Genomic DNA, 24775 nt, shown 5'->3' on the forward strand with positions numbered 1-24775 from the left:
CGGGCGGTGCGGGCGGTGCGGGCGGTGCGGGCGGTGCCTCGCCGCGGACCTCGGCCGCCACCATCACCGTCACGCCCGCCGACGGCACCACGGGCGCACCGTTCGCCGCCCCGGTCCAGGTCACCGTGGCCGCCGGCACGCTGGGCACGGTCAGGGTCGCCGACGCCGCCGGGCGGGAGATAGCCGGCCGGCTCGCGCCCGACGCGCTGAGCTGGACCAGCACCGAGCCGCTCAGCAGCGGCACCCGGTACACCGTGTCGGCCGCGGCGACCGACCGCGACCGGCTGACCGCCGACGCCGACACCTCCTTCACCACCGCCACCCCCGCCAACACCTTCGTCGGCTACTTCACGCCGGAGGACGGCAGCACGGTCGGCGTCGGCATGCCGGTCTCGATCACCTTCAGCAAGCCGGTCACCGACCGCAGGGCCGTCCAGCAGGCCATCACCGTGGTCGCGGACCCGGGCGTGGAGGTCGTCGGGCACTGGTACTCCAGCACCCGGCTGGACTTCCGCCCCGAGCAGTACTGGGCCAAGGGCACCCGGGTCACCCTCAAGCTGCGGCTCAAGGACGTACAGGGCGCCAGGGGCGTGTTCGGCACCCAGTCCAAGGACGTGACCTTCACCGTCGGCCGGGCCCGGACCAGCGTTGCCGACCTCGCCGCCGGGACCCTGACGGTGACCACCGACGGCCAGGTCGGCGCGGTCTACAAGGTGATCGGCGGCGCGCCCGAACACCGCACCTGGGCCGGCAAGATGGTCATCTCGGAGCGCTTCGCGCAGACGAAGATGGACTCCGCCACCGTCGGCCTCGGCGACGAGTACAACATCCCCGACGTGCCGCACGCCCAGCGCCTGACCGCCTCCGGCACCTTCATCCACGGCAACTACTGGTCGCCCGCCTCGGCCTACGGCCGGGCCAACCTCAGTCACGGCTGCATAGCCCTGCGGGACGTGCAGGGCGGCGGCGACCCGGGCACCGACGCCGCGCAGTTCTTCGCCGGCTCGATCACCGGCGACGTGGTCGAGGTGGTCAACTCCGGTGACCGCACGGTGGACCCGGCCAACGGCCTGGGCGACTGGAACCTCTCCTGGGCCGACTGGAAGGCCGGCAGCGCGCTCTGAGGGCGGTGGCGCGTGCTGAGAGCGGCAGCGCGGCCTGAGAGCGGTGGCGCGTGTTGAGGGCGGCAGCGCGTGCTGGGGGTAGCGGCGCGACCTGGGGGATGCCTCGCAAGCTGATGGCTGGATCGCGAGGTGAGAGTTCACTCGCAAGCCGAGGGCGGACCGCGCGGCGGGTACTGTCGCAACCGCTGGGCTTGAGTCTCCAGCGACGGGAGGCTCCAAGGTGGCGGACATGGACGACGACACCCTGCGCACCATCGGGGACCTGGCCCGGCTGACCGGTCTGACGGTCAAGACCATCCGGTTCTGGTCCGACGCGGGCGTGGTGCCGCCGACCACCCGAACCCCCGCCGGCTACCGGCTCTACGGTTCCGACGCGCTGGCCAGGCTCGACCTGGTCCGCACGCTGCGCGAACTCGGCATCGACCTCGCCACCATCCAGCAGGTGCTGGCCCGCGAGGTCACGGTCGCCGAGGTCGCCGCCGCGCACGCCGAGGCCCTGGACGTGCAGATCCGCACCCTGCGGCTGCGCCGGGCCGTGCTGCGAGCCGTCGCCCGGCGGGGATCCACCCCACAGGAGATGGAACTCATGCACAAGCTCGCCAAGCTCACCGACCGGGAACGCCGGCGCCTGATCGACGACTTCATCGACGAGGCCTTCGAAGGCCTCGAGGTGGGGCCCGAGTTCGTGGCCAAGATGCGCGGTGCGATGCCCGCGCTGCCCGACGACCCGACGCCCGAACAGGCGGACGCCTGGGTCGAGTTGGCCGAACTCGTCCAGGACCCGGACTTCCGCGCCGGGGTCCGCCGGGCCGCCGCCCACCAGGCCCGGGACCTCGCGGAGGGGACGCCGGTCGACGTCGAGGCCAACCGGCGACTGGTCGACCTGGTCCGGCTGCGCGGCGAGGCCGCGCTCGCCTCGGGCATCACGCCCACCGACCCGCGCTCGCGCCCGGTGCTGGACGAACTCGCCGGCGCCTTCGCCGGGTTCTTCGGCCGCACCGACGGCGCCGAGTTCCGCGGCTGGCTGCTGGAGCGGATGGAGGGCGGCAACGACCCGCGCTACGAGCGGTACTGGCAGCTGATCGGGGTGATCAACGGCTGGCCGGCCCAGCCCGCCCTCGGCCCGGCCTTCGGCTGGCTGACCGACGCCCTGCGGGCCGGCTGAAGGTCACCGGGTCGGCTGCTCCGGGGGCCGATCGCGATGTCCGAATGACGCCAGCCCGCCCGCCGCCGGCGCGGCAGGCTGGCGTCATGACCACTTCCCTCGCCGTGTACGAAGTCCGCCCGATCGCCCCCGAGGTCCTCACCGAGCTGCGCCGGCGCGACGACGCCGGACGGGAGCCGGTGCACTCCGTCGACGAGCGCGGCGGCTCCCCGCTGCGCTGCTGCCTCACCCGGGCCCTGCCCGGCGCGCAGATCGCGCTGCTCGGCTACGCGCCGCTGCGCCGGTGGGCCGCCGAGACGGGCGCCGACCCGGGCCCCTACGACGAGGTGGGCCCGGTCTTCGTGCACGCCGAGGCCGCCGACTGCCCCGGGGCCGAGCCCGGTCCCCGGTACCCCGTCGCCCTGCACCGCGGTGACCGGGTCCTGCGCGCCTACGACCGCCGGGGCCGGATCCTGCGCGGGGTGCTGGTCGAGCCCGACGACGAGACCGACCCCGGCGCCCCGATCGCCGACGAGGTGCTGAGCGCGATGTTCAGCGACCCCGAGGTCGCCCTGGTGCACGTCCGCGCGGTCGGCTTCGGCTGCTTCCAGCACGAGGTCCGCCGCGCCTGAACGGTGCCGCGCCCGCACGGCCCCGGGTGCCGAGCCGGATGCTTCGCCCGGTGCGGCCGGCCGGACGACGCCCTACAGGCGGTACGCGTCCCGGCGGTGGTCGACGTCGACGACGGTGACGGTCCCGTTCGGCTCGTCGATCCGGTAGATCACCCGGTACGTCCCGCGGCGAGCGCTGTGCCGGTCGTCCAGTGGCGGCTGTAGGCGCTTGCCGACCCGCTGCGGGTTCGCGAGCAGCGGGCCGTTCATGAACGCCCGCACCGCTGCGGCCACCGCCTCGCGGAGCCTGTCGGCCGGGGCGTGCGTGGGTCAGCCGGTGGTCCGGGCGACGCCGATCGGGCAGGCGGCGCCGGTGCCGCCGAGGCCGCAGTAGCCGCTCGGGTTCTTGGCGTCCGAGAGGTACTGCTGGTGGTACGGCTCGGCGGGGTAGAACGGGCCGGCCGGAGCGATCTCGGTGGTGATCGGGCCCAGGCCCAGGGCGGTCAGGTTGGGCTGGAAGGCGTCCCGCGCGGCCTCGGCGGCGGCGAGCTGGGCCGCGGAGTGGGTGTAGGCGGCGGAGCGGTACTGGGTGCCGACGTCGTTGCCCTGGCGGTGGCCCTGGGTCGGGTCGTGCGCCTCCCAGAAGGCCTTGAGCAGGCTCGGGTAGGAGATCACCGAGGGGTCGAAGACGACCCGGACCGCCTCGGTGTGGCCGGTCTGCCCGCTGCACACCTCCTCGTACGTCGGGTTCGGCGTGTGGCCGCCCTGGTAGCCGACCAGGGTCGTCCAGACTCCCGGCAGCTGCCAGAAGACCTTCTCGGCGCCCCAGAAGCAGCCGAGGCCGAAGTCGGCGACCTCCAGGCCGTCCGGGTAGGGGCCGGTCAGCGGGTGGCCGAGCACGGTGTGCGGCTCGGTGAGGGCGTAGCCGGGCGCCGCGCGGCCGGGCAGGGCGCGGTCGGCGGTGACGAGCTCGGTCTTGGCGCGGTGGAAGAGCATGTCCTGGACAACGCGTTGCAGGAGCGGGGGATTCCTGGCGGGCACTACGCTCGGGCCCATGACTGAGCACCAGCACCCTCAGGGCTTCGAGACCCTCGCCATCCACGCGGGCCAGGAAGCAGACCCCCGGACCGGGGCCGTCGTCCCCCCCATCTACCAGGTCTCCACCTACAAGCAGGACGGCGTCGGCGGCCTGCGCGGCGGCTACGAGTACAGCCGCTCCGCGAACCCGACCCGCACGGCGCTGGAGGAGTGCCTGGCGGCGCTGGAGGGCGGGCAGCGCGGGCTGGCCTTCGCCTCCGGCCTGGCCGCCGAGGACACCCTGCTGCGCACGATCCTGCAGCCGGGCGACCACATCGTGATCCCCAACGACGCCTACGGCGGCACCTTCAGACTCTTCCACAAGGTGCTGCAGCGCTGGGGCGTCGAGTACTCGGTGGCCGACACCCAGCACCCGGACAAGGTCCGCGAGGCGCTGCGGCCGACCACCAAGGCGGTCTGGGTGGAGACCCCGAGCAACCCGCTGCTCGGCATCACCGACATCGCCGCCGTCGCGCAGATCGCGCACGCGGCCGGTGCGCTGCTGGTGGTGGACAACACCTTCGCCAGCCCGTACCTGCAGCAGCCGCTGGCGCTGGGCGCCGACGTGGTGGTGCACTCCACCACCAAGTACATGGGCGGGCACTCGGACGTGGTGGGCGGCGCCCTGGTGGCCGCGGACGCCACGCTCGGCGAGGAACTGGCCTACCACCAGAACGCGATGGGCGCGGTCTCCGGCCCGTTCGACGCCTGGCTGGTGCTGCGCGGCATCAAGACGCTCGCGGTGCGGATGGACCGTCACACCGCCAACGCCGAGCAGATCGTCGCGCTGCTGACCCGGCACCCCAAGGTCACCCAGGTGTACTACCCGGGGCTGGCCGAGCACCCGAACCACGAGGTGGCCGCCAAGCAGATGAAGGCCTACGGCGGCATGGTCTCGTTCCGGGTCGCCGGCGGCGAGCAGGCGGCGGTCGAGGTCTGCAACCGGGCCCGGGTCTTCACCCTGGGCGAGTCGCTGGGCGGCGTGGAGTCGCTGATCGAGCACCCGGGCCGGATGACCCACGCGTCGGTGGCGGGCTCGCTGCTGGAGGTGCCGGCCGACCTGGTGCGGGTCTCGGTGGGCATCGAGTCGGCCGACGACCTGGTCGCCGACCTGGCGCAGGCGCTGGGCTAGGGCCTGTCCGGCCCCTGGCGCGTCCCGGCGGGGCGCCGCGGATCCTCGCGGCGCCCCGCACCCCCGGGCCTGACGGTGCGCACGCCCTAGTCTGGCCCCATGCACAGCTGGCCGATCACCCTCGACGACGTCCGCGGCGCCCACAAGATGCTCGCCGGGGTCGCCCGGGTCACCCCGATGGAGAGCAGCCGGCACCTCTCCGCGCTGGTCGGCGCGCCGGTCCACCTCAAATGCGAGAACCTCCAGCGCACCGGCTCCTTCAAGCTGCGCGGTGCCTACGTGCGGATCGCCGGCCTCTCGCCGGTGGAGCGGGCCGCCGGCGTGGTGGCGGCCAGCGCCGGCAACCACGCGCAGGGCGTCGCCCTGGCGGCCTCGCTGCTCGGGGTGCGTGCCACCGTCTTCATGCCGCGCGCCGCCCCGCTGCCCAAGGTGGCGGCCACCCGGGACTACGGCGCCGAGGTCCGGCTGCACGGGGCGAGCGTGGACGAGGCGCTGGAGGCGGCGCAGCGCTTCGCCGACGTGAGCGGCGCGGTCTTCATCCACCCCTTCGACCACGTGGACGTGGTGATCGGCCAGGCCACCGTGGGCATGGAGATCCTGGAGCAGTGCCCGGAGGTGCGCACCATCCTGGTCGGGGTGGGCGGCGGCGGGCTGCTGGCCGGCATCGCCGCGGCGATCAAGCCGCTGCGCCCCGAGGTCCGGGTGATCGGCGTGCAGGCCGCCGGCGCGGCCGCGTACCCGCCCTCGCTGGCGGCCGGCCGGCCGGTCACCCTGCCGGCCTTCCAGACGATGGCCGACGGGATCATGGTGGGCCGGCCCGGCGACATCCCCTTCGAGCTGGTCAACACGCTGGCCGACGGGGTCCGCACGGTGAGCGAGGAGTCGCTCTCGCGGGCCCTGCTGCTGAGCCTGGAGCGGCTCAAGCTGGTGGTGGAGCCGGCCGGGGCCAGCCCGATCGCCGCGCTGCTGGAGCACCCGGAGGACTTCGCCGGCCCGGTGGTGGCGGTGCTCTCCGGCGGCAACATCGACCCGCAGCTGATGCAGCGGGTGCTGCGGCACGGGCTGGCCGCGGCCGGTCGCTACCTCTCGCTGCGGGTGCGCCTGACGGACCGTCCGGGTGCGCTGGCCACCCTGCTCGGGGTGCTCTCCGCGGTGGACGCCAACGTGCTGGACGTGGCCCACGTGCGCACCGACCCCGCGCTGGGGCTGGCCGAGGTCGAGGTGGACCTGCACCTGGAGACCAAGGGCCCCGAGCACTGCCAGGCGGTCCTGTGGGAGCTGGGCGACGCGGGGTACGTGGTCTCGCGGTAGGGCGGGGTCCGACGGGCCTCCGGCGGGCCTCGGACCGGCGTCGGACGGGCCTCGGACCCGGCCCGCGGGGTGCCGCCGAGCCCGGTGGCTGGGCGGGACGAATCGGGACAGAGTGGGTTCCTGCACCCTGCCCGACCCGCGAGAGATGAGGCGGCCCATGGCCCCAGCCATCGAAGCCGAGAACCTGGTCAAGACCTTCGGCGACGTCCGCGCCCTGGACGGCGTCAGCCTGGACGTCCCGGAGGGGACGGTGCTCGGCCTGCTGGGGCCCAACGGCGCCGGCAAGACCACCACGGTGCGGGTCCTGACCACCCTGCTGCTCCCGGACTCCGGCTCCGCGGTGGTGGCCGGGGTGGACGTGCTGCGCCACCCCAACCGGGTGCGCAGCCTGATCGGCCTGTCCGGCCAGTACGCCGCCGTCGACGAGTACCTGACGGGCCGGGAGAACCTGCAGATGGTCGGCGAGCTCTACCAGATGAGCACCCGGGACGCCAAGGCCCGGGCCCGCGAGCTGCTGGAGTGGTTCAACCTCGCCGAGGCCGCCGACCGCACCGCCAAGACCTACTCGGGCGGCATGCGGCGCCGGCTCGACCTGGCGGCCGCGCTGGTGGTCCGGCCGCCGGTGATGTTCCTGGACGAGCCGACCACCGGGCTGGACCCGCGCAACCGGCTCGCGCTCTGGGAGGTCATCGAGACCCTGGTGGAGCAGGGCACCACGCTGCTGCTGACCACCCAGTACCTGGAGGAGGCCGACCGCCTCGCGCACGACATCGCGGTGGTCGACCACGGTCGGGTGATCGCGCGCGGTACCGCCGACCAGCTGAAGGCGCAGATCGGTGGCGAGCGGGTGGAGGTGGTGGTGCACGAGCGCGAGCTGATCGCGACCGCGGTGGAGGCGCTCAAGGGGTTCGCGGTGGGCGAGCCCAGCGTGGAGAGGAACACCCGCCGGATCACCATCCCGGTCAGCGGCGGCGCCCGGGTGCTGGCGGACGTGATCCGCGAGCTGGACGGCCGGGGGATCGAGATCGACGACATCGGCCTGCGGCGGCCCACCCTGGACGACGTCTTCCTCTCGCTGACCGGTCACGCGACCGCGGCCGAGGAGGGCGAGGAGAACGGGGGGAACGGGGGGAACGGGACGAACGGCGAGAGCGGTGATCGCGGCGGCGGCGACGGCCGTGATCGCGGCGACCGCGGTGAGCGCGTGGTCCGCGGTGCCGGCGACAGGGAGGTCTGAGATGAGTGCGTCCAGTGCGACCGAGCACGCCATCGGCGCGCTCGTCCCGCGTCAGCGCCACGGCGTGGCGGCGATGGCCCACGACTCCTGGGTGGTGGCCCGGCGCAACCTGCGGCGGATGACCCGGATCCCCGAGATCGTGGTCTTCGGGCTGATGCAGCCGGTGATGTTCGTGCTGCTCTTCTCGTTCGTGATGGGTGGCGCGATCGAGATCCCGATGGCCGGGGCCAGCTCGTCGGTCTACACCCAGTTCCTGATGGCCGGCATCTTCGCGCAGACCGTCACCTTCGCGGTGGCGGGCGCCTCGGCGGGCATCGCGGAGGACATGACCAAGGGGCTGGTGGACCGCTTCCGCTCGCTGCCGATGACCCGCTCGGCGGTCCTGGTCGGCCGGACCGTGGCCGACCTGGTGCAGACCGCGTTCACGCTGGTGGTGCTGGCGCTGGTGGCGCTGGGGGTGGGCTGGCGGATCCACGAGGGCTTCTGGAAGGCGCTCGGCGCCTTCGGGCTGCTCCTGCTGCTCGGGTACGCGTTCTCCTGGATCGGCGCGCTGATCGGCCTGTCGGTGCGCAGCCCGGAGGCGGCCACCTCGGCGGGCCTGATCTGGCTCTTCCCGCTGACCTTCGTCTCCAACGCGTTCGTGCCGATCAGCAGCATGCCCGGCTGGCTGCAGCCGATCGCCTACTGGAACCCGTTCAGCGCCACGGTGCAGGCCTGTCGCACGCTCTTCGGCAACCAGATCGGTCCGGTCGACTCCGCCTGGCCGATGCAGCACGCGGTCGGCGTGTCGATCGTCTCCTCGCTGCTGATCCTGGCGCTGTTCTCCTGGCTCTCGGTGCGCAAGTACCGCTCCGCGGTCCAGTGAAGAGGTGTCGCTCCGCGGTCCAGTGAAAAGGTGTCGCTCCGCGGTCCAGTAGGCAGGCAGGCATGCAGGCAGGCAGAACGGGCCGGGTCAGCCGGTGTAGGGCTTGACCTCCAGGATCCGCACGCTGGCCTTCTTGCCGTTCGGCAGCTCGTAGCCGGCGTCCTCGCCGATCTTCTTGCCGTCGATGGCGCGGCCGAGCGGCGACTGCGGCGAGTAGACGTCCAGGCCGTCGCCGGCCACCTCGCGCGAGCCGAGCAGGAAGACCATGGTGTCGTCCGGGTCGCCGTCGAAGGCCACCGTCACGAGCATGCCGGGGGCCACCACGCCGGAGTCCTCGGGGGCCTCGCCGACCTTGGCCCGCTCCAGGAGCTGGGTGAGCTGGCGGATCCGCAGCTCCATCTTGCCCTGCTCCTCGCGGGCGGCGTGGTAGCCGGCGTTCTCCTTGAGGTCGCCCTCTTCGCGCGCGGCCTCGATCTTCTGGGTGATCTCGATGCGCATGGGACCGGTCAGGTGCTCCAGCTCGTCCTTCAGCTTGTCGTAGCCGGACTGAGTGAGCCAGGTCACGTTCTCGCTGGTCTGGGTCACGGGTGCTCCTCGTCGGTGCTGGGCGGTGCTGAGGGTTGTCGTCAGCAGGAGGGGTACGGGTGGTGCTGGTGCCGCGCAGAGCAGCCGGAGCTCTCTACAAAGCAACGCCCGCCTGCGAGCCGTCCGGCGCGGAGGGGGCGAAACCACGAGCCTAACAATGTCCGGGCGTGGACGGGAGTGCCGTTGGTGGTGCGTTAACGGCCTGTTTGTGATGCAGTGCCCGCCGTGGAGCACGCTCATGCGCCCGGCGGACCACCGGGACGGGTGACGGGGGGCCGTCGTGTCGGGCTACTTCGTCGGCGTACAACCCAGCAGCTCGGCGGTCGTGCCGCGGGCGGTGGTGCGGATCGTGACCACCTGGACGAAGCTGCTGCCGGCCGTCGGGACGGGGATGTCGAGCTGGCCGACCACCGAGCCGTCGGCGGCCTGCGAGCGGACCGTGCAGACGCCGCCGGTGCCGGAGTCCTTGGTGACCGACAGCTGGGCCTGCACCTCGCTGTCCGAGACCACCTGGAAGGTCGGCACGGTGCCGTTCAGCTTGGTCTCGCGCAGCAGGTAGGAGCCGCCCAGCCAGGCGACCAGGCCCAGGACCAGGAGCGCGCAGACGGCGCCGGCCACCTTGAGCCTGCGGTCCGCCTCCTGGTCGGTGCGCCCGCCGTAGCGGCCCTCGGGCACGCCGGTCGGCGCCTTGCTGCTGGTGGCGGCCATGGCTGATCAGTCCTTCCCGGCAGGCCGCGGCGATCGGGCGCGGATCCACGGGTTGGAGCGGGGAATGCGCGGGCCTTCCAGTCCGTCACTATAGGGGGACGATGCTGAGCCCGGACATTCCCGGAAGGAACAGGCGTTGACTGAGCAGTTGCGACTGATGGCGGTGCACGCGCACCCGGACGACGAGTCCAGCAAGGGTGCCGCCACCATGGCCATGTATGTCGCCCAGGGCGTGGAGGTGCTGGTCGCGACCTGCACCGGCGGGGAGCGCGGCTCTGTGCTCAACCCCAAGCTCCAGGGCGACCCGTATATCGAGGAGAACATCCACGAGGTCCGCAGCAAGGAGATGGACGCCGCGCGGGCGATCCTGGGCGTCGACCAGGCCTGGCTCGGCTTCGTCGACTCGGGCCTGCCCGAGGGCGACCCGCTGCCGCCGCTGCCCGAGGGCTGCTTCGCGCTGCTGGACGTCGAGGCGGCGGCCGAGCCGCTGGTGCGGCTGATCCGCGAGTTCAAGCCGCAGGTGATCACCACCTACGACGAGAACGGCGGCTACCCGCACCCCGACCACATCATGACCCACAAGATCACCATGCTGGCCTTCGACGCCGCGGGGGACCCGGACCGCTACCCGGACGCCGGCGAGCCCTGGCAGCCGCTGAAGCTCTACTACAACCACGGCTTCCCGATGGGCCGGATCCGCGCCCTGCACGCCTACCTCACCGAGAACGGTCTCGACTCGCCCTACGGCGAGTGGATCGCGGGCTGGGAGAAGAGCGGGCGCGCCGAGCGCGAGATCACCACCCGGGTGCACGCCGGCGACTGGTTCGAGACCCGGGACCGGGCGCTGATCGCGCACGCCACCCAGATCGACCCGGACGGCCCGTGGTTCCGGGTGCCGCTGGACGTGCAGCGCGAGGTCTGGCCGACCGAGGACTACGAGCTGGCCCGCTCGCTGGTCGACACCGACCTCCCGGAGGACGACCTGTTCGCCGGGCTGCGCGCCGCCAGCCTGGCGGGCGAGCCCAGCAAGTAGCCGATCGCAGGTGGGGCGGGTCGCACGCGACACGCCCCACCCCGGTGGCCCGGCCCGAAGGGAGCCGGGTCACCATGGAGGAATGAGCACCCCCGTGAACCTCACCCACGCCGCCGCCACCCTGGCCCTGGACGAGACCAAGGTGACGCCCGGCCTGCTGGGCTTCGTCGTCTTCGCCGCGCTCGGCGTGGCCACCTGGTTCCTGCTGAAGTCGATGAACTCGCAGTTCAAGCGGATCGACTTCGCCGAGGAGCCGGAGCAGCCCAAGGAGTAGCCCGCGGTGGCCGGCCGCGGCCGGCGGTCAGCGGGCGCGGTGCGCGCTGATCAGCTCGGCGTAGCGGTGGCCGCTGGCCTTCACGGTGCGCCGCTGGGTCGGGTAGTCGACGTGCACCAGCCCGAAGCGCTTGTCGTAGCCGTAGGCCCACTCGAAGTTGTCCAGCAGTGACCAGGCGAAGTAGCCGGCCAGCGGCGCGCCCTTGGCGACCGCGCGGGCGCAGGCCGCCAGGTGCTGCTCCAGGTAGGCGGTCCGCTCGGGATCCTCGACGCGGCCGTCCGCGGTGACGGTGTCGGGGTAGGCCGAGCCGTTCTCGGTGACGTAGAGCTCGCGCGCGCCGTACTCCTCGGTGAGCCGCAGCAGCAGCTGCTCGATCCCGGGGGCGTGCACCTCCCAGTCCATCGCGGTGCGCTCGGGCCCGGGGCCCGGCAGCTGGCGGAAGCGCGGCAGCGGGCCCCCCGGGTCGTCGGCGACGATCTGGCGGAAGTAGTAGTTGAGCCCCAGCCAGTCCAGCGGGGCGCCGATCAGCTCCAGGTCGCCGGTCCGCACGGGCAGGTCGACGCCGTAGAGCTCGACCATGTCCTGCGGGTAGCCGCGGCCGTGCACCGGGTCCAGCCACCAGCGGTTGACGTGGCCGTCGGCGCGCACCGCCGCCGCCCGGTCGGCCTCGCTGTCGCTGGCCGCGGTGATGGTGCTCAGGTTGTTGACGATGCCGATCCGGGCGCCCGGGACGGCGGCGCGCAGCGCCTGGACGGCCAGGCCGTGGCCCAGGTGCAGGTGGTAGGAGGCGCGCACGGCGGCGGTCAGGTCGCGCAGCCCGGGGGCCATGGCGCCCTCGAGGTGGCCGATCCAGGCGGAGCAGAGCGGCTCGTTGAGGGTGGCCCAGTGGGTGACCCGGTCGCCGAGCCGGTCGGCGACCACCGCGGCGTACTCGCCGAAGCGCTCGGCGGTGGCGCGCTCGGGCCAGCCGCCGCGGTCCTGCTGGGCCTGCGGCAGGTCCCAGTGGTAGAGGGTGGGGAAGGGGGTGACGCCCTGTGCCAGCAGCGCGTCCACCAGCCGGTCGTAGAAGTCCAGCCCGGCCGCGTTGACCCGGCCGTCGGCCTGCGGCACCACCCGCGGCCAGGCGATCGAGAACCGGTAGGAGTCCAGGCCGAGCCGGCCGATCAGGCCGAGGTCCTCGGGCCAGCGGTGGTAGTGGTCGCAGGCGGTGTCGCCGGTGTCGCCGCCGGCCACCGCGCCGGGGGTGTGCGCGAAGGTGTCCCAGATGGAGGGGGCGCGGCCGTCCTCGTCCGCGGCGCCCTCGATCTGGTACGCGGCGGTGGCCGCCCCCCACCGGAAGCCGTCGGGCAGGGCACGCAGGTCGTTCACGGTGAGCCTTTCGAGGAGGGTCATTTGACGGCCCCGGCGGTGAGTCCGGCGACCAGGTGGCGTTGCAGCAGCAGGAAGCCGGCGACCACCGGGACGCTCACCACCAGCGAGGCGGCCATCACCTGGTTCCAGTACACGTCGTTCTGGGTGGCGTACCCCTGCAGGCCGACGGCGAGCGTGCGGGTCTGGTCGTCGGTCATCACCGAGGCGAAGAGCACCTCGCCCCAGGCGGTCATGAAGGCGTAGACGGCGACCGCGACGATGCCCGGCAGGGCGGCGGGCACGATGATCCGCAGCAGCGTGCGCAGCGGACCGCAGCCGTCCACCGCCGCGGCCTCGTCCAGGTCGCGCGGGATGGAGTCGAGGTACCCGGTCAGCATCCAGATCGAGAACGGCAGCGAGAAGGTCAGGTAGGTCAGGATCAGGCCGCCGCGGCTGCCGTAGAGCGCGATGCCGGTGGAGTTGCCGATGTCGACGAAGATCAGGAAGAGCGGGAGCAGGAAGAGGATGCCCGGGAACATCTGGGTGGAGAGCACGGTGACGGTGAACAGCCTGCGTCCGCGGAAGCGGTAGCGGCTGACCGGGTAGGCGGCCAGCACCGCCACCAGCACCGACAGGACGGTCGCGCCGCCGGCCACGATCAGCGAGTTGGTGAAGTAGCGGGCCAGCGGGACGGTGGTCCAGATGTCCAGGTAGGGGCGGACGGTGAGGTGGCTGGGCAGCCAGCGCCAGGGCCCCTGGACGTCGCGCAGCGGCTTGAGCGAGGAGCTCACCATCACCGCCACCGGGGTGAGGGTGAAGACGGCGAGCAGCAGCAGCACCGCCCGGCGCAGCCGGCGAAAGCCGACGGATTGCTCAATCATCGGCGCTCCCACGGCGGTTGGTGGCGAACAGGTAGCCGGCGGTGACCAGCAGCAGGAAGAGCAGCAGCAGCACGGACATCGCCGAGCCGGAGCCGAAGTTCCAGGTGACGAAGGAGGACTGGTAGATGTGCAGGGAGATCAGGTCGGCGGCCGGCGGGGCGGCCCGGCCGAAGAGCACGAACGGGGTGTTGAAGTCGTTGAAGGTCCACAGGAAGAGCACCAGCACCAGGACCTGGTTGACCGGCCGCAGCGAGGGCAGCGTGATCCGGCGGATCTGCTGCCAGACGCCCGCGCCGTCCATGGCGGCGGCCTCGTAGAGCTCGCGCGGGATGTTCTGCAGGCCGGCGGTCAGGGTGAGGAAGGCGAACGGCCAGGAGCGCCAGACGGATACGGTCAGCAGCGCGGTGAAGCTGTTGTCGCCGATGAGCCAGAACGGCTTGCCGGAGGTGAGGTGCAGCTGGTCGTGCAGCACGTGGTTGATCAGGCCGGTGTCCCGCTGGAACATGAACGACCAGGTGATCACGGAGGCGAACACCGGGAGCGCGTACGGCAGCAGGAAGGCGGCGCGCAGCAGGGCGCGGCCGCGGAAGGCGTCCTGCATCATGATCGCGGCGGTGGTGCCGATCAGCCAGGACAGGCCCACCGAGAGCACCGTGAAGGCGCAGGTCACCCAGAACGAGTGCAGCAGCGCCTGCCCGACCGGGGCGTGGAAGTCCAGCGCCAGACGGTAGTTGGCCAGGCCCGTGAAGGGCGCGGTGGACCAGTCGCGGATGAAGAACTGGGTGAGGTGGGTGAAGCTCATGGCCAGGCCCACCACCATCGGGACCAGGTGGACCAGCAGTTCCAGGGCCAGCGCCGGTAGGAGCAGCAGGTAGGGCAGTGCGGTGCGGCGCAGGCCCCGGCGGCTCGCGGGACGGCCGGCCGGGCCCTGCCGGGTTCGGGTGGGGGAGCGTTGGAGCATCTCAGTTGGCCGTCATCTGCTGCTGGGCCTTGGTCAGTTCGGCCTTGACCGCGTCGTCGCCGACCGGCTTGCCGGCGGCGGCCGAGGCGAGCAGGTTCTTCACCGCCGTCCCCACCAGGGTCTCGAACTGGCTCTCCGCGGGCACCTGCGGCAGCGGCGCGGCGCTGGTCGCCAGCACGCCCGCGAGGGTCTTCAACTCCGGTGTGGCGAAGGCGGGATCGGCCTGCGCGGCGCGCACCGGCGGGAGCGAGCCGTAGCTGGCGTTGAGCTGCTTCTGCTCGTCGTCGCCGGTCATGAACTTCACGAAGTCCAGCGCGCCGCCCAGGTTGTGGGTGTTCTTGAAGACCGCGAGGTTGATGCCGGCCACCATCGAGCTGATGGCCGTCTCGCCCGAGGCGCCGGCCGGCGCCGGCACCGGGACGACCCCGTAGTCGTCCGGGTTCATGCCGTGGGACTTGAGGTTGGCGCCGGCGGACTGCCACATCAGCATCGCGGCCTTGCCGGTGGCGAAGTCGGTGACCGACTGGTTGGCCGCGTACTCGGCGTCGCCGGGCGCGGCGATCCTGTCGGTGGCGATGAAGTCGACGTACTGCTTCACGGCGGCCACCGCCGCCGGGCTGTCGAAGGCGGGCTTGCCGGCGGCGTCGAAGAAACCGGTGCCGTGCTGGCGGCCCAGCGCGAAGACGTTGTGCACGTTCTCCGAGATGTTGCCGCCCTCGACGGCCAGGCCGTAGGTCGAGCCGGTGGTCAGCTTCTTGCCGTCGGCGACCAGGTCCTCCCAGGTGGCGGGCGCTGTGGCGATGCCGGCCTGCTGGAAGAGCTTCTTGTTGTAGTACAGCCCGTAGGCCATCGAGTAGAGCGGGACGGCGGCCGGGTCCTTGCCGGCCGCGCCGGCCGAGGCCAGGGTCGCGGGCAGGAAGCGGTCCCGGCCGCCGATCTTGGCGAAGGTGGCGTCGTCGAAGGGCAGCAGCGCGCCGGTGGCCTGCAGCGAGGCGGACCAGGTGTTGCCGATGTTCAGCACGTCCGGGCCCTGGCCGGAGGCGGTGGCGGCGAGGATGCGGTTGAGCAGGTCGGACCAGGGGACCACTTCGAGGTTCACCTTGATGCCGGTCTGCTGCTCGAACTTTCTCAGCTCGGGCTCCAGCACCTGCTTGTCGTTGTCCAGGCTGGTGCCCTGGTTGGAGGCCCAGTACGTCAGCGTCTTGGGGCTGCCGCCGCTCGCGCCACCGGCGCCGGTCGAGCCGCCGCCGCAGGCGGTGGCGGTGAGTGTGAGTGCGGCGACCAGGGCGGTGGCGGCGGCAAGGCGGTAGGTGCGCATGGACCTGTCCCTCTCGGGCTGCGGGAGTGTGGGTGGAGGACGCTGCGGGTCGGCGAGGGTGGGCGCACGGCAGCGGGCGGTCGCGACGGGGGCGATCCGCCCTGGCCACGCTTTAGTTCACGGCGTGATTTAACGCGTGAGAAAATCTGGCGTCAAGACCCCGTGCACGGCTAGATTCGTTTCCCAGGAGGGAGAACCCATGGCAGAGCGAGGCAGACGGACGGTGCGTGACCTGCGCCGGGGCAGTCGGGCGGCACTCTTGCGGCACCTGTACTTCGAGGGTCCGCTGAGCCGTCAGGAACTGGGCCGGATCAGCGGGCTGAGCGCCGGATCGATCAGCAATGTGACGGGGGAGTTGCTGGCCGAGGGCCTGGTCGAGGAGTGCGGCTCGGTGGAGTCCGACGGGGGGCGGCCGCGGATCCTGCTGCGGGTGGCGCCGCGGCTGGCGTACCTGGTGGGCGTGGACGTCGGCGAGACGCAGGTGCGCGTCGCGCTCTTCGACCTGGCGCTGACCGAGCTCGCCGCCAGCGACCACCCGCTCTCCGACTGCGGCCACGACGTCGACCACGTGGTGGAGTCGATCCTGGCGGGGCTGGCCGAGGTGCTGGCCGTCACCGGCGTGGACCAGGGCGCGGTGCTCGGGGTCGGGGTCGGCGTGCCGGGCGTGGTCGAGCAGGGCTCGGTGGGAGCGGGCGCGGGAGCGCGGGGTGCGGTCGGGTCGGGCGCGGCGGAGCGGGGTGCGGGGGAGGCCGGCGGGGCGGAGCAGGGCGCCGGCGCCGTGGTGCACGGGCAGACCATCGCCTGGGACGCGGTCCCGCTGGGCCGGCTGCTGCGGGCCGGCACCGACCTGCCGCTCTTCGTCGACAACGGCGCCAAGACGCTCGGCCAGGCCGAGATGTGGTTCGGTGCCGGACGCGGCGCCCGGCACGCGGTGGTGGTGCTCTTCGGCTCCGGCGTCGGGGCCTGCGTGATCGTCGACGGCGTGCGTTTCCGGGGCGCCACCAGCAGCGCGGGCGAGTTGGGCCACACCAAGGTGCAGGTCGGCGGGCGGCGCTGCCGCTGCGGGGCGCGCGGCTGCCTGGAGGCGTACGTCGGCGCCGAGGCGCTGGTGGAGCGCTGGGGACGGGCGCCGCTGGGCGGCAGCGAGAAGGCGGGGCTGGCCGCCCTGCTGGCGGCCGGCCGGGCCGGGGAGCCGGCCGCGGTCGCGCTGCTGGGCGAGGCGGCCGAGTACCTCGGGGCGGCGATCGCGGACCTGATCAACCTCTTCAACCCCGAGCGGATCCTGATCGGCGGCTGGGCCGGACTGCTGCTCGGCCCGCAGCTGCTGCCGGGGATCCGGCAGGCCGCCACCGAGTACGCGCTCACCTTCCCGCGGGCACAGACCGTGATCGAGCTCAGCGGGCTGGGTCCGGACGCGGTCACCCTCGGCGCCGCCACCCTGCCGCTCTCGCAGTTCCTGGACTCCGGCGGCGAGCTGGCGCGCCGCGGGACGGCGGTGGCGGTGGCGCGCTGACGTGAGCCTGTCCAGGCCGGTCGGACGATGGTCCTGAGCTGCGCAGATGTGCGGTGATGTGGCGTCAGACGCCGTGCGGGTGAGTGTGGTTGCTTCGCATCGGAAGCGAAGTCGTGGGGGTTGACAGCCGGGAAGCGGGGCCCCGAGACTCCACCTGGGAGTGCTCTTCGAGCCTCGGCGGGAACCGCCGACGACTGCTCCACGACACCCGTGCCCCTCGGCGTCGTCACGCCGCGTCAGGTCAGCGCCCCATCGCCGGTCCACCCGCCGACGTCTCCGCGCGCGCTCCCGCACCACCCGCACCATCTCATCCGCGTCACCCCACCCTCACCACCCTCACCACCTGCAGTACCCACCCCCACCCGCAGGAGAAGCCGCATGAGGCTCACTTCAGCACGCCCCCGTCCGGCCCCCCACGGCCGTTCGGCGCTGTTCGGCACCCGTCCGCGTCGCCGCGGGCCGGCCGCCCTGCTCGGCCTGGCACTGCTCTCGGGCGCCCTGTTCGCCCTGCCGGCCACCACCGCGCACGCCGCCGACACCCTGCTCTCGCAGGGCAAGGTGGCCACCGCCTCGTCCACCGAGAGCGCCACCACCTCCGCCTCGGCCGCCGTGGACGGAGACACCGGGACCCGCTGGTCCAGCGCCTTCAGCGACCCGCAGTGGCTGGAGGTGGACCTCGGCGCCGCCGCGAGCATCGACAAGGTGGTGCTCAACTGGGAGGCGGCGTACGGCAAGGCGTACCAGCTGCAGACCTCGAACGACGGCAGCAGCTGGACCACCGTGTACGCCACCGGCAGCGGTACGGGTGGCACCGAGACGCTGAACGTCACCGGCTCCGGCCGCTACGTGCGGCTGAACGCCACCGCGCGCGGTACCGCCTACGGCTACTCGCTCTGGGAGTTCCAGGTCTACGGCACCCCCGGCGCGACCCAGCCGACCTGCGGCACCGCGGACGCCGCCCAGGGCCGGCCCGCCACCGCCTCCTCCACCGAGAGCGCCGGCACCCCGGCCTCGGCCGCCGTGGACGGCGACACCGGGACCCGCTGGTCCAGCGCCTTCAGCGACCCGCAGTGGCTGCAGGTCGACCTCGGCAGCACCCAGCAGATCTGCCAGGTGGTGCTCGACTGGGAGGCGGCGTACGGCAAGGCGTACCAGCTGCAGACCTCGAACGACGGCAGCAACTGGACCACCGTGTACGCCACCGGCAGCGGTACGGGTGGCACCGAGACGCTCAACGTCACCGGCTCCGGCCGCTACCTGCGGCTGAACGCCACCGCGCGCGGCACCGCCTACGGCTACTCGCTCTGGGAGCTGGCCGTGCACACCGGCTCCGGCGTGCCGCCGGTCCAGGGCGGCGGCGACCTCGGTCCGAACGTGCTGGTCTTCGACCCGTCGACGCCCAGCGCCACCATCCAGGCGAGCCTCGACAGCGTCTTCCAACAGCAGGAGTCGGCGCAGTTCGGAACCGGCCGCTACGCGCTGCTCTTCAAGCCCGGCACCTACAACGGGCTCAACGCCAACATCGGCTTCTACACCTCGATCGCGGGCCTGGGCCTGAACCCCGACGACACCACCATCAACGGCGACGTGACCGTGGACGCCGGCTGGGCGAACGGCAACGCCACCCAGAACTTCTGGCGTTCGGCGGAGAACCTGGCGGTGCGGCCCTCCAACGGCACCGACCGCTGGGCGGTCGCGCAGGCCGCGCCGCTGCGCCGGATGCACATCGAGGGCGGCCTCAACCTGGCGCCGTCCGGCTACGGTTGGGCCAGCGGCGGGTACATCGCCGACAGCAGGATCGACGGCTCGGTGGGCAACTACTCGCAGCAGCAGTGGTACACCCGGGACAGCTCGATCGGCGGATTCTCCAACGGCGTCTGGAACCAGGTCTTCTCCGGCGTGCAGGGCGCGCCCGCGCAGAGCTTCCCCAACCCGCCGTACACCACGCTGCCCAGCACGCCCGAGTCCCGTGAGAAGCCCTACCTCTACCAGGACGCCACCGGCTACCGGGTCTTCGTGCCGAGCCTGCGCACCAACGCCAGCGGCGCCTCCTGGGCGAACGGTGCCACGCCCGGCAGTTCGCTCCCGCTCAGCCAGTTCTACCTGGTCAAGGCGGGCGCGACCGCGGCCACCATCAACCAGGCGCTGGCCCAGGGCCTCAACCTGCTCTTCACACCCGGCGTCTACCACGTCGACCAGCCGATCAACATCACCCGCCCGGACACCGTGGTGCTGGGCCTGGGCCTGGCCACCGTGGTGCCGGACAACGGCGTCAGCGCGATGAAGGTGGCCGACGTGGACGGCGTGCGGCTGGCCGGACTGCTGATCGACGCCGGAGGGGTCAAGTCGCCGGTGCTGCTGCAGATCGGCCAGCCCGGCGCCTCGGCGGGCCACGCGGCCGACCCCACCACCATGCAGGACGTCTTCGTGCGGGTCGGCGGCGCGGGCGCCGGTTCGGCCGGCACGGCGGTGGAGGTCAACAGCGCCAACACCATCGTGGACCACACCTGGATCTGGCGCGCCGACCACGGCACCGGCGTGGGCTGGACCGTCAACCCGGCCGACTACGGCCTGGTGGTGCACGGCAACGACGTGCTGACCACGGGCCTGTTCGTCGAACACTTCCAGAAGTACGACGTGGAGTGGTCCGGCGAGCGCGGGCGGACGATCTTCTTCCAGAACGAGATCGCCTACGACGCCCCCAACCAGGCGGCCGTGCAGAACGGCGCCACCCGCGGCTGGGCGGCCTACAAGGTGGACGACTCGGTGATCACCCACGAGGCGTGGGGTGTGGGCAGCTACTGCTACTTCAACGTCGACCCGACGATCGTGGTGGACCACGGCTTCGAGGTGCCCACCACGGCGGGAGTGAAGTTGCACGACGCGCTGGTGGTCTCACTGGGCGGCGACGGCCAGTTCGCCCACGTCGTCAACACCACGGGCGCCCCCACCTCGGGCACCACGACCACCCCGTCGGCGGTGGTGTCGTACCCGTGAGGGTGATTGAGCTGAGCTGAGCGGAGCTCAGAGAGAGCGGCAGCCCCGGCCGGGCGACCCGGCCGGGGCTGCCGTGGATCACCACGGCTTCCTGCCCGCCGCGCCGTGGCGTGACGGTCGGGAACTCGCCCCTGCGGGCATGATCGAGGGCTTCCGCCAGCTGGCTGCGGACCCGGCCCGGGGGCACGCTGCCGACGCCTACTCGCTGCCCTGACCCCCGTGAACGCGTCGCAGTGCGGCCATCCATCCGCGGAAGTCGCGCAGGCCCACGGCGGTCGCCACGTCCCGTGCACCCGGGCCGCTGTTCTGCGTCAGTCCACTGCCGGTCTACTGCTCCGTGCTCGACCGCACCACTGGGCGGAGCAGGTCCAGGACGTGGGTCCAGTTGTAGGTGTCACGGCTGCCGTTCGCCTTGGGCTGGTGCGGCACGGAGTCGCCGATCAGGACGCCCATCGCCCGGAGCCGGGTCAGGCTCTCGCCGTAGGCCGGGTGGGCCGCCTGGGCGGAGTTCACGTACGGCTGGACCGCGGTGGGGATGCCCAGCCCGTACGCCTCGCAGAGGATGCCGAGCGCGAGGGTGTCCGAGATGCCGGCGGCCCACTTGTTGATGGTGTTGAAGGTGGCGGGCGCGACCGCGATGGCGTCAGCCCGCGGCAGCGGCTGCGGGACACCGGGCGTGCGCCAGGCCGAACGGATGGGGTAGCCGGTCTGGAGTTCGACGGCGTCCCGGTCGATGAAACCGAGCGCGGTGGGGGTGGCCACCACGCCGACCTTCCAGCCGTCGCGGTGGGCGGCGGTGATGAGCGTGCCCACACCGTCGGCGATGCCCGAAGCGCAGACGACGACGTAGAGGAAGGGCGTGCGCTGCTCGGTCAAACCTGGACTCCCGACTGCTGGCACCGTCGTCACGTGCGGATGCTCAGGTGCTCGGCGCTGGGAAGGTACTCCCAGGTCCAGGTCACCTGCTCACCGCTTCGAAGGCCTCGCGGTAGAGCTCGGCCACGATGAGAGCGTACTCGCGGCACTCAAGCACGCTCTCGCCGTGGTTCGCGAGGTAGTTCGCCCGGTGGTAGGCCTGAGCGGTGGCCGGGCGACGTTCGATTTCGACGACGGCCGCCCAGTGGGTGACGAAGCTGCGAATCGGCTGGACACCGCCGCTGGCGATGGCTTCGGCCATGGCCTGGGTCTGCCCGTCGATCATCTCCGGAAGACGGTCCGCGGCGACCAGGGTCAGGGCAGCCTTGAGTGCAGCGGGGGTCTGCTCAGGGCGAGGGATGAGGTGGACTCCGTCATGTGCCAGCCGGCTCACGGGGTGTTCCTCTCATCCGGTGCGAGGCTGCTCGGCTTCCACCGGTCCGGCTGGAATGCCTGCCATGTCCTCAGGTTGTGATGGACACGGGTGCATCCCACGGGGATCAGCTGTGGCGGGAACGGAGCAGGGCGACCATCTCTTCGAGTGAGACCGACCCTTCGGTTCCTTCGGACTCGGCCTCGTCGGCCAACTGGTTGAGCCAGGACTCCTCGATCTGCTCCGCGAGCCGGTTCAGGCGCGGGTACTCGTGAATGTCGATCGTCACTGCTTCCTGTCGACCCTGTCGAATGGTGATCGTCAGAGTCACGTTCCTGTGGGCATGATCGAGAACGCGTGTGAGGTGGCTGCGGGCCTCGGCAATGGACGAACATTGCCCTGGACGGCGACATCGCTTCCGCGTGCTACGCCATCGCTCGGAGCATGCCCGCCGCCCGCTGGTCGAGGGCTGCGGCGCCGGGGATTCCGCGCTGCCGGTAGCCGACCAGCACCGACCGCATGATGGTGAGCTCCTTCCTGTTCCGGTCGGAGGCGACACCGCCCATGAAGTCGAGGGACCGGCTCCACAGCTCCAGGGCTTCGTCGTGGCGCCGCTGGGCTGCCACTGACTTCGCGAGGTTCGCCATCGTCAGGCCGTGCACGCGCTGGTACGTCTCAGGCGTGCGGTCCGCCAGCGCCATGCGGTAGTGACGCTCGGCAGCCCGGTGGTCGCGCAGCTCGGTCAGAGTCTTGGCCGTGTGCGAGGCGACCGTGGCTGCGACCGGTCCGGAAGCGGCGGCGTAGGACGGGACAGCATCGTCGGTGGCGAGCATGGCGTCCTCTGCTGACATCAGTGCGGAGGCGGCTTTCTCTCCCTCGCCACGGGCGCCGTAGGCCCGAGCGGCTGTCACCAACAGCAGCGCCTCCGTCTTCCGGTCCACCTTTCCCCGCGCCCGGGACAGTGCCGCTTCGGCCAACTCGATGCAGTGCGCGGGCTGCCGCACGTCGAGGGCCTGGTGCGTCAACGCCCGCATCATCCATGCCCCGTGCCCGTCCGGCTCGGACTCGCAGGCCAGTTGGTAGCCCAGGAGGTAGAACCGCTGGGCAGCGCCCTCGCGCCCAAGGTCATGGTGCTTCCAACCGACCAGGCAGGCCAGGGTGGCCGCTGCGCCGTAGGCCTCACGGCGGACTTGGTCGCTGGGGAACCGGCAGGAGAGCAAGGGGATGACGGTGTCGGAGAAGTACACGGTGACCGCAGTCAAGCCGTGACCACCTCCGAGCCGGTCGTCCGTGATCCTGAACATCTCGGTGAGTTGACGGACGGAGGAGACCTCCTCGGCACCGATCCTGCCGCCGCTTCTGGCTGCCCTGAGCGTGGCAGCGACAGCGCGGTGGTCGTAGGTGAGGGGCAGGCCGACAGCGGCAACTGTGAAGGTGGTGGTCAGGAAGTCCCTGCGGTGCAGCATGGCGAATCTCCCGAGGTCTGCGGCAGCGGCCAGCGGATCAGCACTCATCTCCTCCCCGATCCCGTCGCAGCCTAGGCCGATCTCGGGGACCGTCACCCTTCGCTTCGCCAATCTGCTCAGCGCCTCGGCGAGGTAGGACGCTGTACTGCCGGTGGGAGTGCCGCCGTTCACCCAGGAGAAGACGGCCGACCGCGAGGTGTGCAGTGTCTCGCCGGCCTCGGTGGCGGTGGTCCGTACCTGCTTGGCCAGCGCCTCGTACGTACACCCGGCCTCCGCGATGACGGCCGCCAGCCGCTCGTTCGGCTCCCTGCGAGCTGCCAACTCCGACCCCCTGAAGCGATCTTGAACAGATTGAACGAATTGGGCGCTCGTGGCCGGCTGTCAGATCACCGGAGGCCGTCCTAGGCGCGTCATCCGCCACACCGTGCGCCAGCGCATCGGCCGGCGTGGCGGACACGAAGTCCGCACCCCCTCGAAGAAGCCGGCCCACCAGGCGCGGAGGCCGGGCAGGGGTGGCCTGCGGGCCAGGGTGTAGGCGGTCCACGAGGCGAGGTAGACCGGCACCAGGACGGCGGGCAGGTGCCGTTTGGCCAGCCAGACCCGGTTGCGGGCCGTGCGCCGGTAGTAGGTGGCGTGCCGGGCCGGGTCGGTGCGGGGGTGCCTGAGGACCAGGTCGGCCCGGTAGTGGATCTCCCAGTCGGCATCCAGCGCGCGCCAGGCGAAGTCCGTCTCCTCGTGCGCGTAGAAGAACGGCGCGGGGAAGTCCCCGACCTGGTCGATCACGCTCATCCGGATGGCGTGGGCGCCACCCAGGAACGTGGTGACCTCGGACGAGCGCAGTGGGTCGGAGGCGCCCAGGCGGGGGACGTGCCGGCGCGCGGTCAGCCCCTCCTCGTCCACGATCCGGAAACTCACCACACCCAGCCGGGAGTTGACTGCGAAAGCCTCGCGGACGAGGCGGAAGGAGTCGGTGCGGGGCAGCAGGCCGTCGTCGTCCAGCACCACGACCACGTCCACGCCGCCGCTCTCGCGCAGCAGTTCCACGCCCTTGTTCCGGCCGCCGGGGATGCCGAGGTTCTCGGGAAGTTCCACGGCTGCGATTCCCGAGGGCAGTTCGGGAAGGGGCACGCCTTGGCCCAGTACGACGACCTTCGCGGGATCGCCCTCCTGTGCTGCCACCGACGCCAGAAGAGCGTGCAACTCCTTGGGGCGGTCCCCCATGGTCAACACCACTACGCCCAGTGTGAGTCTTTGCTGATCGGGTGTCTGGCTTTCCGTCAAGGTGTTCCCCTGGGTTGGATCTTGAACGCTTTGAACACGGTTCCCAGTGTCCAACCGTACTCCTGTTGCGTAATCGACGGTTCACTGAGTGCAGTCGCCGGCCATCGGCCGGAGGACATCGCCAACCCACAGGAGGGGCGCATGGACACCGCAACCGCACTCAGCATGGAGCTGATCGAGCTCGGAAGGTTCTTCAAGATCACCGCTCGCCGCTTCGACACCGGGCAGAGTGCGCCCGAGATGTTCAGCACGGCCATCGACGCCGTGTGGCACCAGCTCGCCGAGGACCCGCAGGCGCACAGCGAGTTCACCGCTGAGTACGCCGGACGCGAGATCGTCCACGTCGAGACGTCCGGGCGCGGGCACGTCGCGTGGGTCGCCGGCTATGAGGAGGCGTACGGCCCGCTGCCGGAGGTGTGGTTCGCCGACGCGAACGGCACTGTCGACGTGGCCGCGCTGGCCGCCTACCGAGAGACCGGGCGCGTCGTCGCCGAGTGGAACTGCTCGCCGGCCCCCGGTGACGACGACGGCAACATGCCGGTCAAGGCAGCCCGGTGACCTGTTGATCGCCACGCATGCCGACGGAGCGTCCCGCCCCACCGCCGGGGCGCTCCGCCTT

General features: G+C 72.0%; 25 protein-coding genes and 1 pseudogene. 13 read left to right on the plus strand and 13 right to left on the minus strand.

All coding sequences use genetic code 11. The features are described from left to right. From ABD323_RS10640 to ABD323_RS10650, 3 genes are all read left to right on the plus strand, one after another. Positions 1–1124 (plus strand): L,D-transpeptidase family protein (locus ABD323_RS10640; RefSeq protein WP_425555940.1); only part of this gene is annotated, 1124 nt, incomplete at its 5' end. Positions 1125–1353: 229 nt separating this feature from the next. After that, complete coding sequence (locus ABD323_RS10645) at positions 1354–2289, plus strand: MerR family transcriptional regulator (RefSeq protein WP_344441062.1); 936 nt, start codon at positions 1354–1356, stop codon at positions 2287–2289. Between the two features lie 86 nt (positions 2290–2375). Continuing rightward, on the plus strand, positions 2376–2900 hold the full coding sequence (locus ABD323_RS10650; protein WP_344441063.1) for a DUF1203 domain-containing protein: 525 nt from the start codon (positions 2376–2378) through the stop codon (positions 2898–2900). 72 nt (positions 2901–2972) lie between these two features. Here the strand turns inward: ABD323_RS10650 and ABD323_RS10655 are convergent. Together ABD323_RS10655 and msrA are read right to left on the minus strand one after the other, a co-directional pair. After that, positions 2973–3182 (minus strand): annotated as a pseudogene (locus ABD323_RS10655) (type II toxin-antitoxin system RelE family toxin); the annotation flags it as partial. A 27-nt stretch (positions 3183–3209) separates the two neighbouring features. Beyond that, complete coding sequence (gene msrA, locus ABD323_RS10660; protein ID WP_344441123.1) at positions 3210–3875, minus strand: peptide-methionine (S)-S-oxide reductase MsrA; 666 nt, start codon at positions 3873–3875, stop codon at positions 3210–3212. Between the two features lie 58 nt (positions 3876–3933). On the opposite strand from msrA, the gene ABD323_RS10665 reads away from it, so the two are divergent. The 4 genes from ABD323_RS10665 to ABD323_RS10680 all read left to right on the plus strand — a co-directional run bounded on the left by ABD323_RS10665 (position 3934) and on the right by ABD323_RS10680 (position 8501). Next, a complete protein-coding gene (locus tag ABD323_RS10665; RefSeq protein ID WP_344441064.1) occupies positions 3934–5088 on the plus strand; it encodes a cystathionine gamma-synthase in 1155 nt (384 codons plus the stop codon). Between the two features lie 99 nt (positions 5089–5187). Then, positions 5188–6399, plus strand: a complete 1212-nt coding sequence (gene ilvA, locus ABD323_RS10670) for a threonine ammonia-lyase (RefSeq protein ID WP_344441065.1) — start codon at positions 5188–5190, stop codon at positions 6397–6399. A gap of 157 nt (positions 6400–6556) precedes the next feature. Continuing rightward, positions 6557–7636, plus strand: coding sequence for an ATP-binding cassette domain-containing protein (locus tag ABD323_RS10675; protein ID WP_344441066.1), 1080 nt, complete (start codon positions 6557–6559; stop codon positions 7634–7636). A 1-nt stretch (position 7637) separates the two neighbouring features. Further along, a complete protein-coding gene (locus ABD323_RS10680) occupies positions 7638–8501 on the plus strand; it encodes an ABC transporter permease (RefSeq protein ID WP_425555941.1) in 864 nt (287 codons plus the stop codon). Between the two features lie 87 nt (positions 8502–8588). Here ABD323_RS10680 and greA read toward each other — a convergent pair whose 3' ends face one another. After that, positions 8589–9086, minus strand: coding sequence for a transcription elongation factor GreA (gene greA / locus ABD323_RS10685; RefSeq protein WP_344441067.1), 498 nt, complete (start codon positions 9084–9086; stop codon positions 8589–8591). 288 nt (positions 9087–9374) lie between these two features. Then, positions 9375–9794, minus strand: a complete 420-nt coding sequence (locus ABD323_RS10690; protein WP_344441068.1) for a DUF4307 domain-containing protein — start codon at positions 9792–9794, stop codon at positions 9375–9377. A gap of 136 nt (positions 9795–9930) precedes the next feature. Here ABD323_RS10690 and mca point away from each other — a divergent pair, with 136 nt between their 5' ends. Both mca and ABD323_RS10700 read left to right on the plus strand, forming a co-directional pair. After that, positions 9931–10827 carry a mycothiol conjugate amidase Mca gene (gene mca, locus ABD323_RS10695; protein WP_344441069.1) on the plus strand — a complete coding sequence of 299 codons (897 nt, stop codon included), beginning with the start codon at positions 9931–9933 and terminating at the stop codon, positions 10825–10827. Positions 10828–10909: 82 nt separating this feature from the next. Next, positions 10910–11101: a hypothetical protein gene (locus tag ABD323_RS10700; protein ID WP_344441070.1), complete on the plus strand. Its 192-nt coding sequence runs from the start codon at positions 10910–10912 to the stop codon at positions 11099–11101. A 27-nt stretch (positions 11102–11128) separates the two neighbouring features. On the opposite strand, the gene ABD323_RS10705 is transcribed toward ABD323_RS10700, so the two are convergent. From ABD323_RS10705 to ABD323_RS10720, 4 genes are read right to left on the minus strand one after another with little or no spacing between them, the layout of a single operon-like run. After that, complete coding sequence (locus tag ABD323_RS10705; protein ID WP_344441071.1) at positions 11129–12469, minus strand: GH1 family beta-glucosidase; 1341 nt, start codon at positions 12467–12469, stop codon at positions 11129–11131. Between the two features lie 20 nt (positions 12470–12489). Beyond that, complete coding sequence (locus tag ABD323_RS10710; protein WP_344441072.1) at positions 12490–13332, minus strand: carbohydrate ABC transporter permease; 843 nt, start codon at positions 13330–13332, stop codon at positions 12490–12492. After that, positions 13325–14293 (minus strand): carbohydrate ABC transporter permease, encoded by a 969-nt coding sequence (locus ABD323_RS10715; RefSeq protein WP_344441073.1) that lies wholly within the window; start codon positions 14291–14293, stop codon positions 13325–13327. Before ABD323_RS10715 ends, ABD323_RS10710 begins: the two co-directional genes overlap by 8 nt. 1 nt (position 14294) lies before the next feature. Continuing rightward, entirely contained in the window at positions 14295–15611 is a 1317-nt protein-coding gene (locus ABD323_RS10720; protein WP_344441074.1) for an ABC transporter substrate-binding protein, read from the minus strand. A 199-nt stretch (positions 15612–15810) separates the two neighbouring features. Here ABD323_RS10720 and ABD323_RS10725 point away from each other — a divergent pair, with 199 nt between their 5' ends. The 3 genes from ABD323_RS10725 (at position 15811) to ABD323_RS10735 (ending at position 20335) form a co-directional block, all read left to right on the plus strand. Further along, positions 15811–17124 carry an ROK family transcriptional regulator gene (locus ABD323_RS10725; RefSeq protein ID WP_344441075.1) on the plus strand — a complete coding sequence of 438 codons (1314 nt, stop codon included), beginning with the start codon at positions 15811–15813 and terminating at the stop codon, positions 17122–17124. Between the two features lie 378 nt (positions 17125–17502). Continuing rightward, positions 17503–20121 carry a discoidin domain-containing protein gene (locus ABD323_RS10730; protein WP_344441076.1) on the plus strand — a complete coding sequence of 873 codons (2619 nt, stop codon included), beginning with the start codon at positions 17503–17505 and terminating at the stop codon, positions 20119–20121. A 73-nt stretch (positions 20122–20194) separates the two neighbouring features. Beyond that, positions 20195–20335, plus strand: a complete 141-nt coding sequence (locus ABD323_RS10735) for a hypothetical protein (RefSeq protein ID WP_344441077.1) — start codon at positions 20195–20197, stop codon at positions 20333–20335. Positions 20336–20448: 113 nt separating this feature from the next. On the opposite strand, the gene ABD323_RS10740 is transcribed toward ABD323_RS10735, so the two are convergent. The 5 genes from ABD323_RS10740 to ABD323_RS10760 all read right to left on the minus strand — a co-directional run bounded on the left by ABD323_RS10740 (position 20449) and on the right by ABD323_RS10760 (position 24096). Further along, the gene (locus ABD323_RS10740; RefSeq protein ID WP_344441078.1) at positions 20449–20997 is read right to left on the minus strand and encodes a flavoprotein; all 549 of its coding nucleotides are present in this window, start codon (positions 20995–20997) and stop codon (positions 20449–20451) included. 82 nt (positions 20998–21079) lie between these two features. Then, positions 21080–21430, minus strand: a complete 351-nt coding sequence (locus tag ABD323_RS10745; protein WP_344441079.1) for a hypothetical protein — start codon at positions 21428–21430, stop codon at positions 21080–21082. A 106-nt stretch (positions 21431–21536) separates the two neighbouring features. After that, complete coding sequence (locus ABD323_RS10750; protein ID WP_344441081.1) at positions 21537–21698, minus strand: hypothetical protein; 162 nt, start codon at positions 21696–21698, stop codon at positions 21537–21539. Positions 21699–21834: 136 nt separating this feature from the next. Further along, positions 21835–23196, minus strand: a complete 1362-nt coding sequence (locus ABD323_RS10755) for an NsdA family TPR-like regulatory protein (protein ID WP_344441084.1) — start codon at positions 23194–23196, stop codon at positions 21835–21837. 60 nt (positions 23197–23256) lie between these two features. Then, entirely contained in the window at positions 23257–24096 is an 840-nt protein-coding gene (locus ABD323_RS10760) for a glycosyltransferase family 2 protein (protein ID WP_344441125.1), read from the minus strand. 201 nt (positions 24097–24297) lie between these two features. Between ABD323_RS10760 and ABD323_RS10765 the strand changes: the two genes are divergently transcribed. Continuing rightward, complete coding sequence (locus tag ABD323_RS10765) at positions 24298–24714, plus strand: hypothetical protein (protein WP_344441085.1); 417 nt, start codon at positions 24298–24300, stop codon at positions 24712–24714. Positions 24715–24775 lie beyond the last annotated feature (61 nt).

This window comes from Kitasatospora nipponensis (genome assembly GCF_039528135.1).
GTDB lineage: Bacteria > Actinomycetota > Actinomycetes > Streptomycetales > Streptomycetaceae > Kitasatospora > Kitasatospora nipponensis.

Coding starts and splice junctions, on each gene's coding strand:
- ABD323_RS10665 (WP_344441064.1), top strand. CDS start 3,934: ATGACTGAGCACCAGCACCCTCAGGGCTTCGAGACCCTCGCCATCCAC.
- ilvA (WP_344441065.1), top strand. CDS start 5,188: ATGCACAGCTGGCCGATCACCCTCGACGACGTCCGCGGCGCCCACAAG.
- ABD323_RS10680 (WP_425555941.1), top strand. CDS start 7,638: ATGAGTGCGTCCAGTGCGACCGAGCACGCCATCGGCGCGCTCGTCCCG.
- ABD323_RS10650 (WP_344441063.1), top strand. CDS start 2,376: ATGACCACTTCCCTCGCCGTGTACGAAGTCCGCCCGATCGCCCCCGAG.
- ABD323_RS10700 (WP_344441070.1), top strand. CDS start 10,910: ATGAGCACCCCCGTGAACCTCACCCACGCCGCCGCCACCCTGGCCCTG.
- ABD323_RS10690 (WP_344441068.1), bottom strand. CDS start 9,794: ATGGCCGCCACCAGCAGCAAGGCGCCGACCGGCGTGCCCGAGGGCCGC.
- ABD323_RS10715 (WP_344441073.1), bottom strand. CDS start 14,293: ATGCTCCAACGCTCCCCCACCCGAACCCGGCAGGGCCCGGCCGGCCGT.
- ABD323_RS10645 (WP_344441062.1), top strand. CDS start 1,354: ATGGACGACGACACCCTGCGCACCATCGGGGACCTGGCCCGGCTGACC.
- ABD323_RS10725 (WP_344441075.1), top strand. CDS start 15,811: ATGGCAGAGCGAGGCAGACGGACGGTGCGTGACCTGCGCCGGGGCAGT.
- ABD323_RS10765 (WP_344441085.1), top strand. CDS start 24,298: ATGGACACCGCAACCGCACTCAGCATGGAGCTGATCGAGCTCGGAAGG.
- ABD323_RS10710 (WP_344441072.1), bottom strand. CDS start 13,332: ATGATTGAGCAATCCGTCGGCTTTCGCCGGCTGCGCCGGGCGGTGCTG.
- ABD323_RS10720 (WP_344441074.1), bottom strand. CDS start 15,611: ATGCGCACCTACCGCCTTGCCGCCGCCACCGCCCTGGTCGCCGCACTC.
- ABD323_RS10730 (WP_344441076.1), top strand. CDS start 17,503: ATGAGGCTCACTTCAGCACGCCCCCGTCCGGCCCCCCACGGCCGTTCG.
- ABD323_RS10760 (WP_344441125.1), bottom strand. CDS start 24,096: ATGGGGGACCGCCCCAAGGAGTTGCACGCTCTTCTGGCGTCGGTGGCA.
- ABD323_RS10675 (WP_344441066.1), top strand. CDS start 6,557: ATGGCCCCAGCCATCGAAGCCGAGAACCTGGTCAAGACCTTCGGCGAC.
- msrA (WP_344441123.1), bottom strand. CDS start 3,875: ATGCTCTTCCACCGCGCCAAGACCGAGCTCGTCACCGCCGACCGCGCC.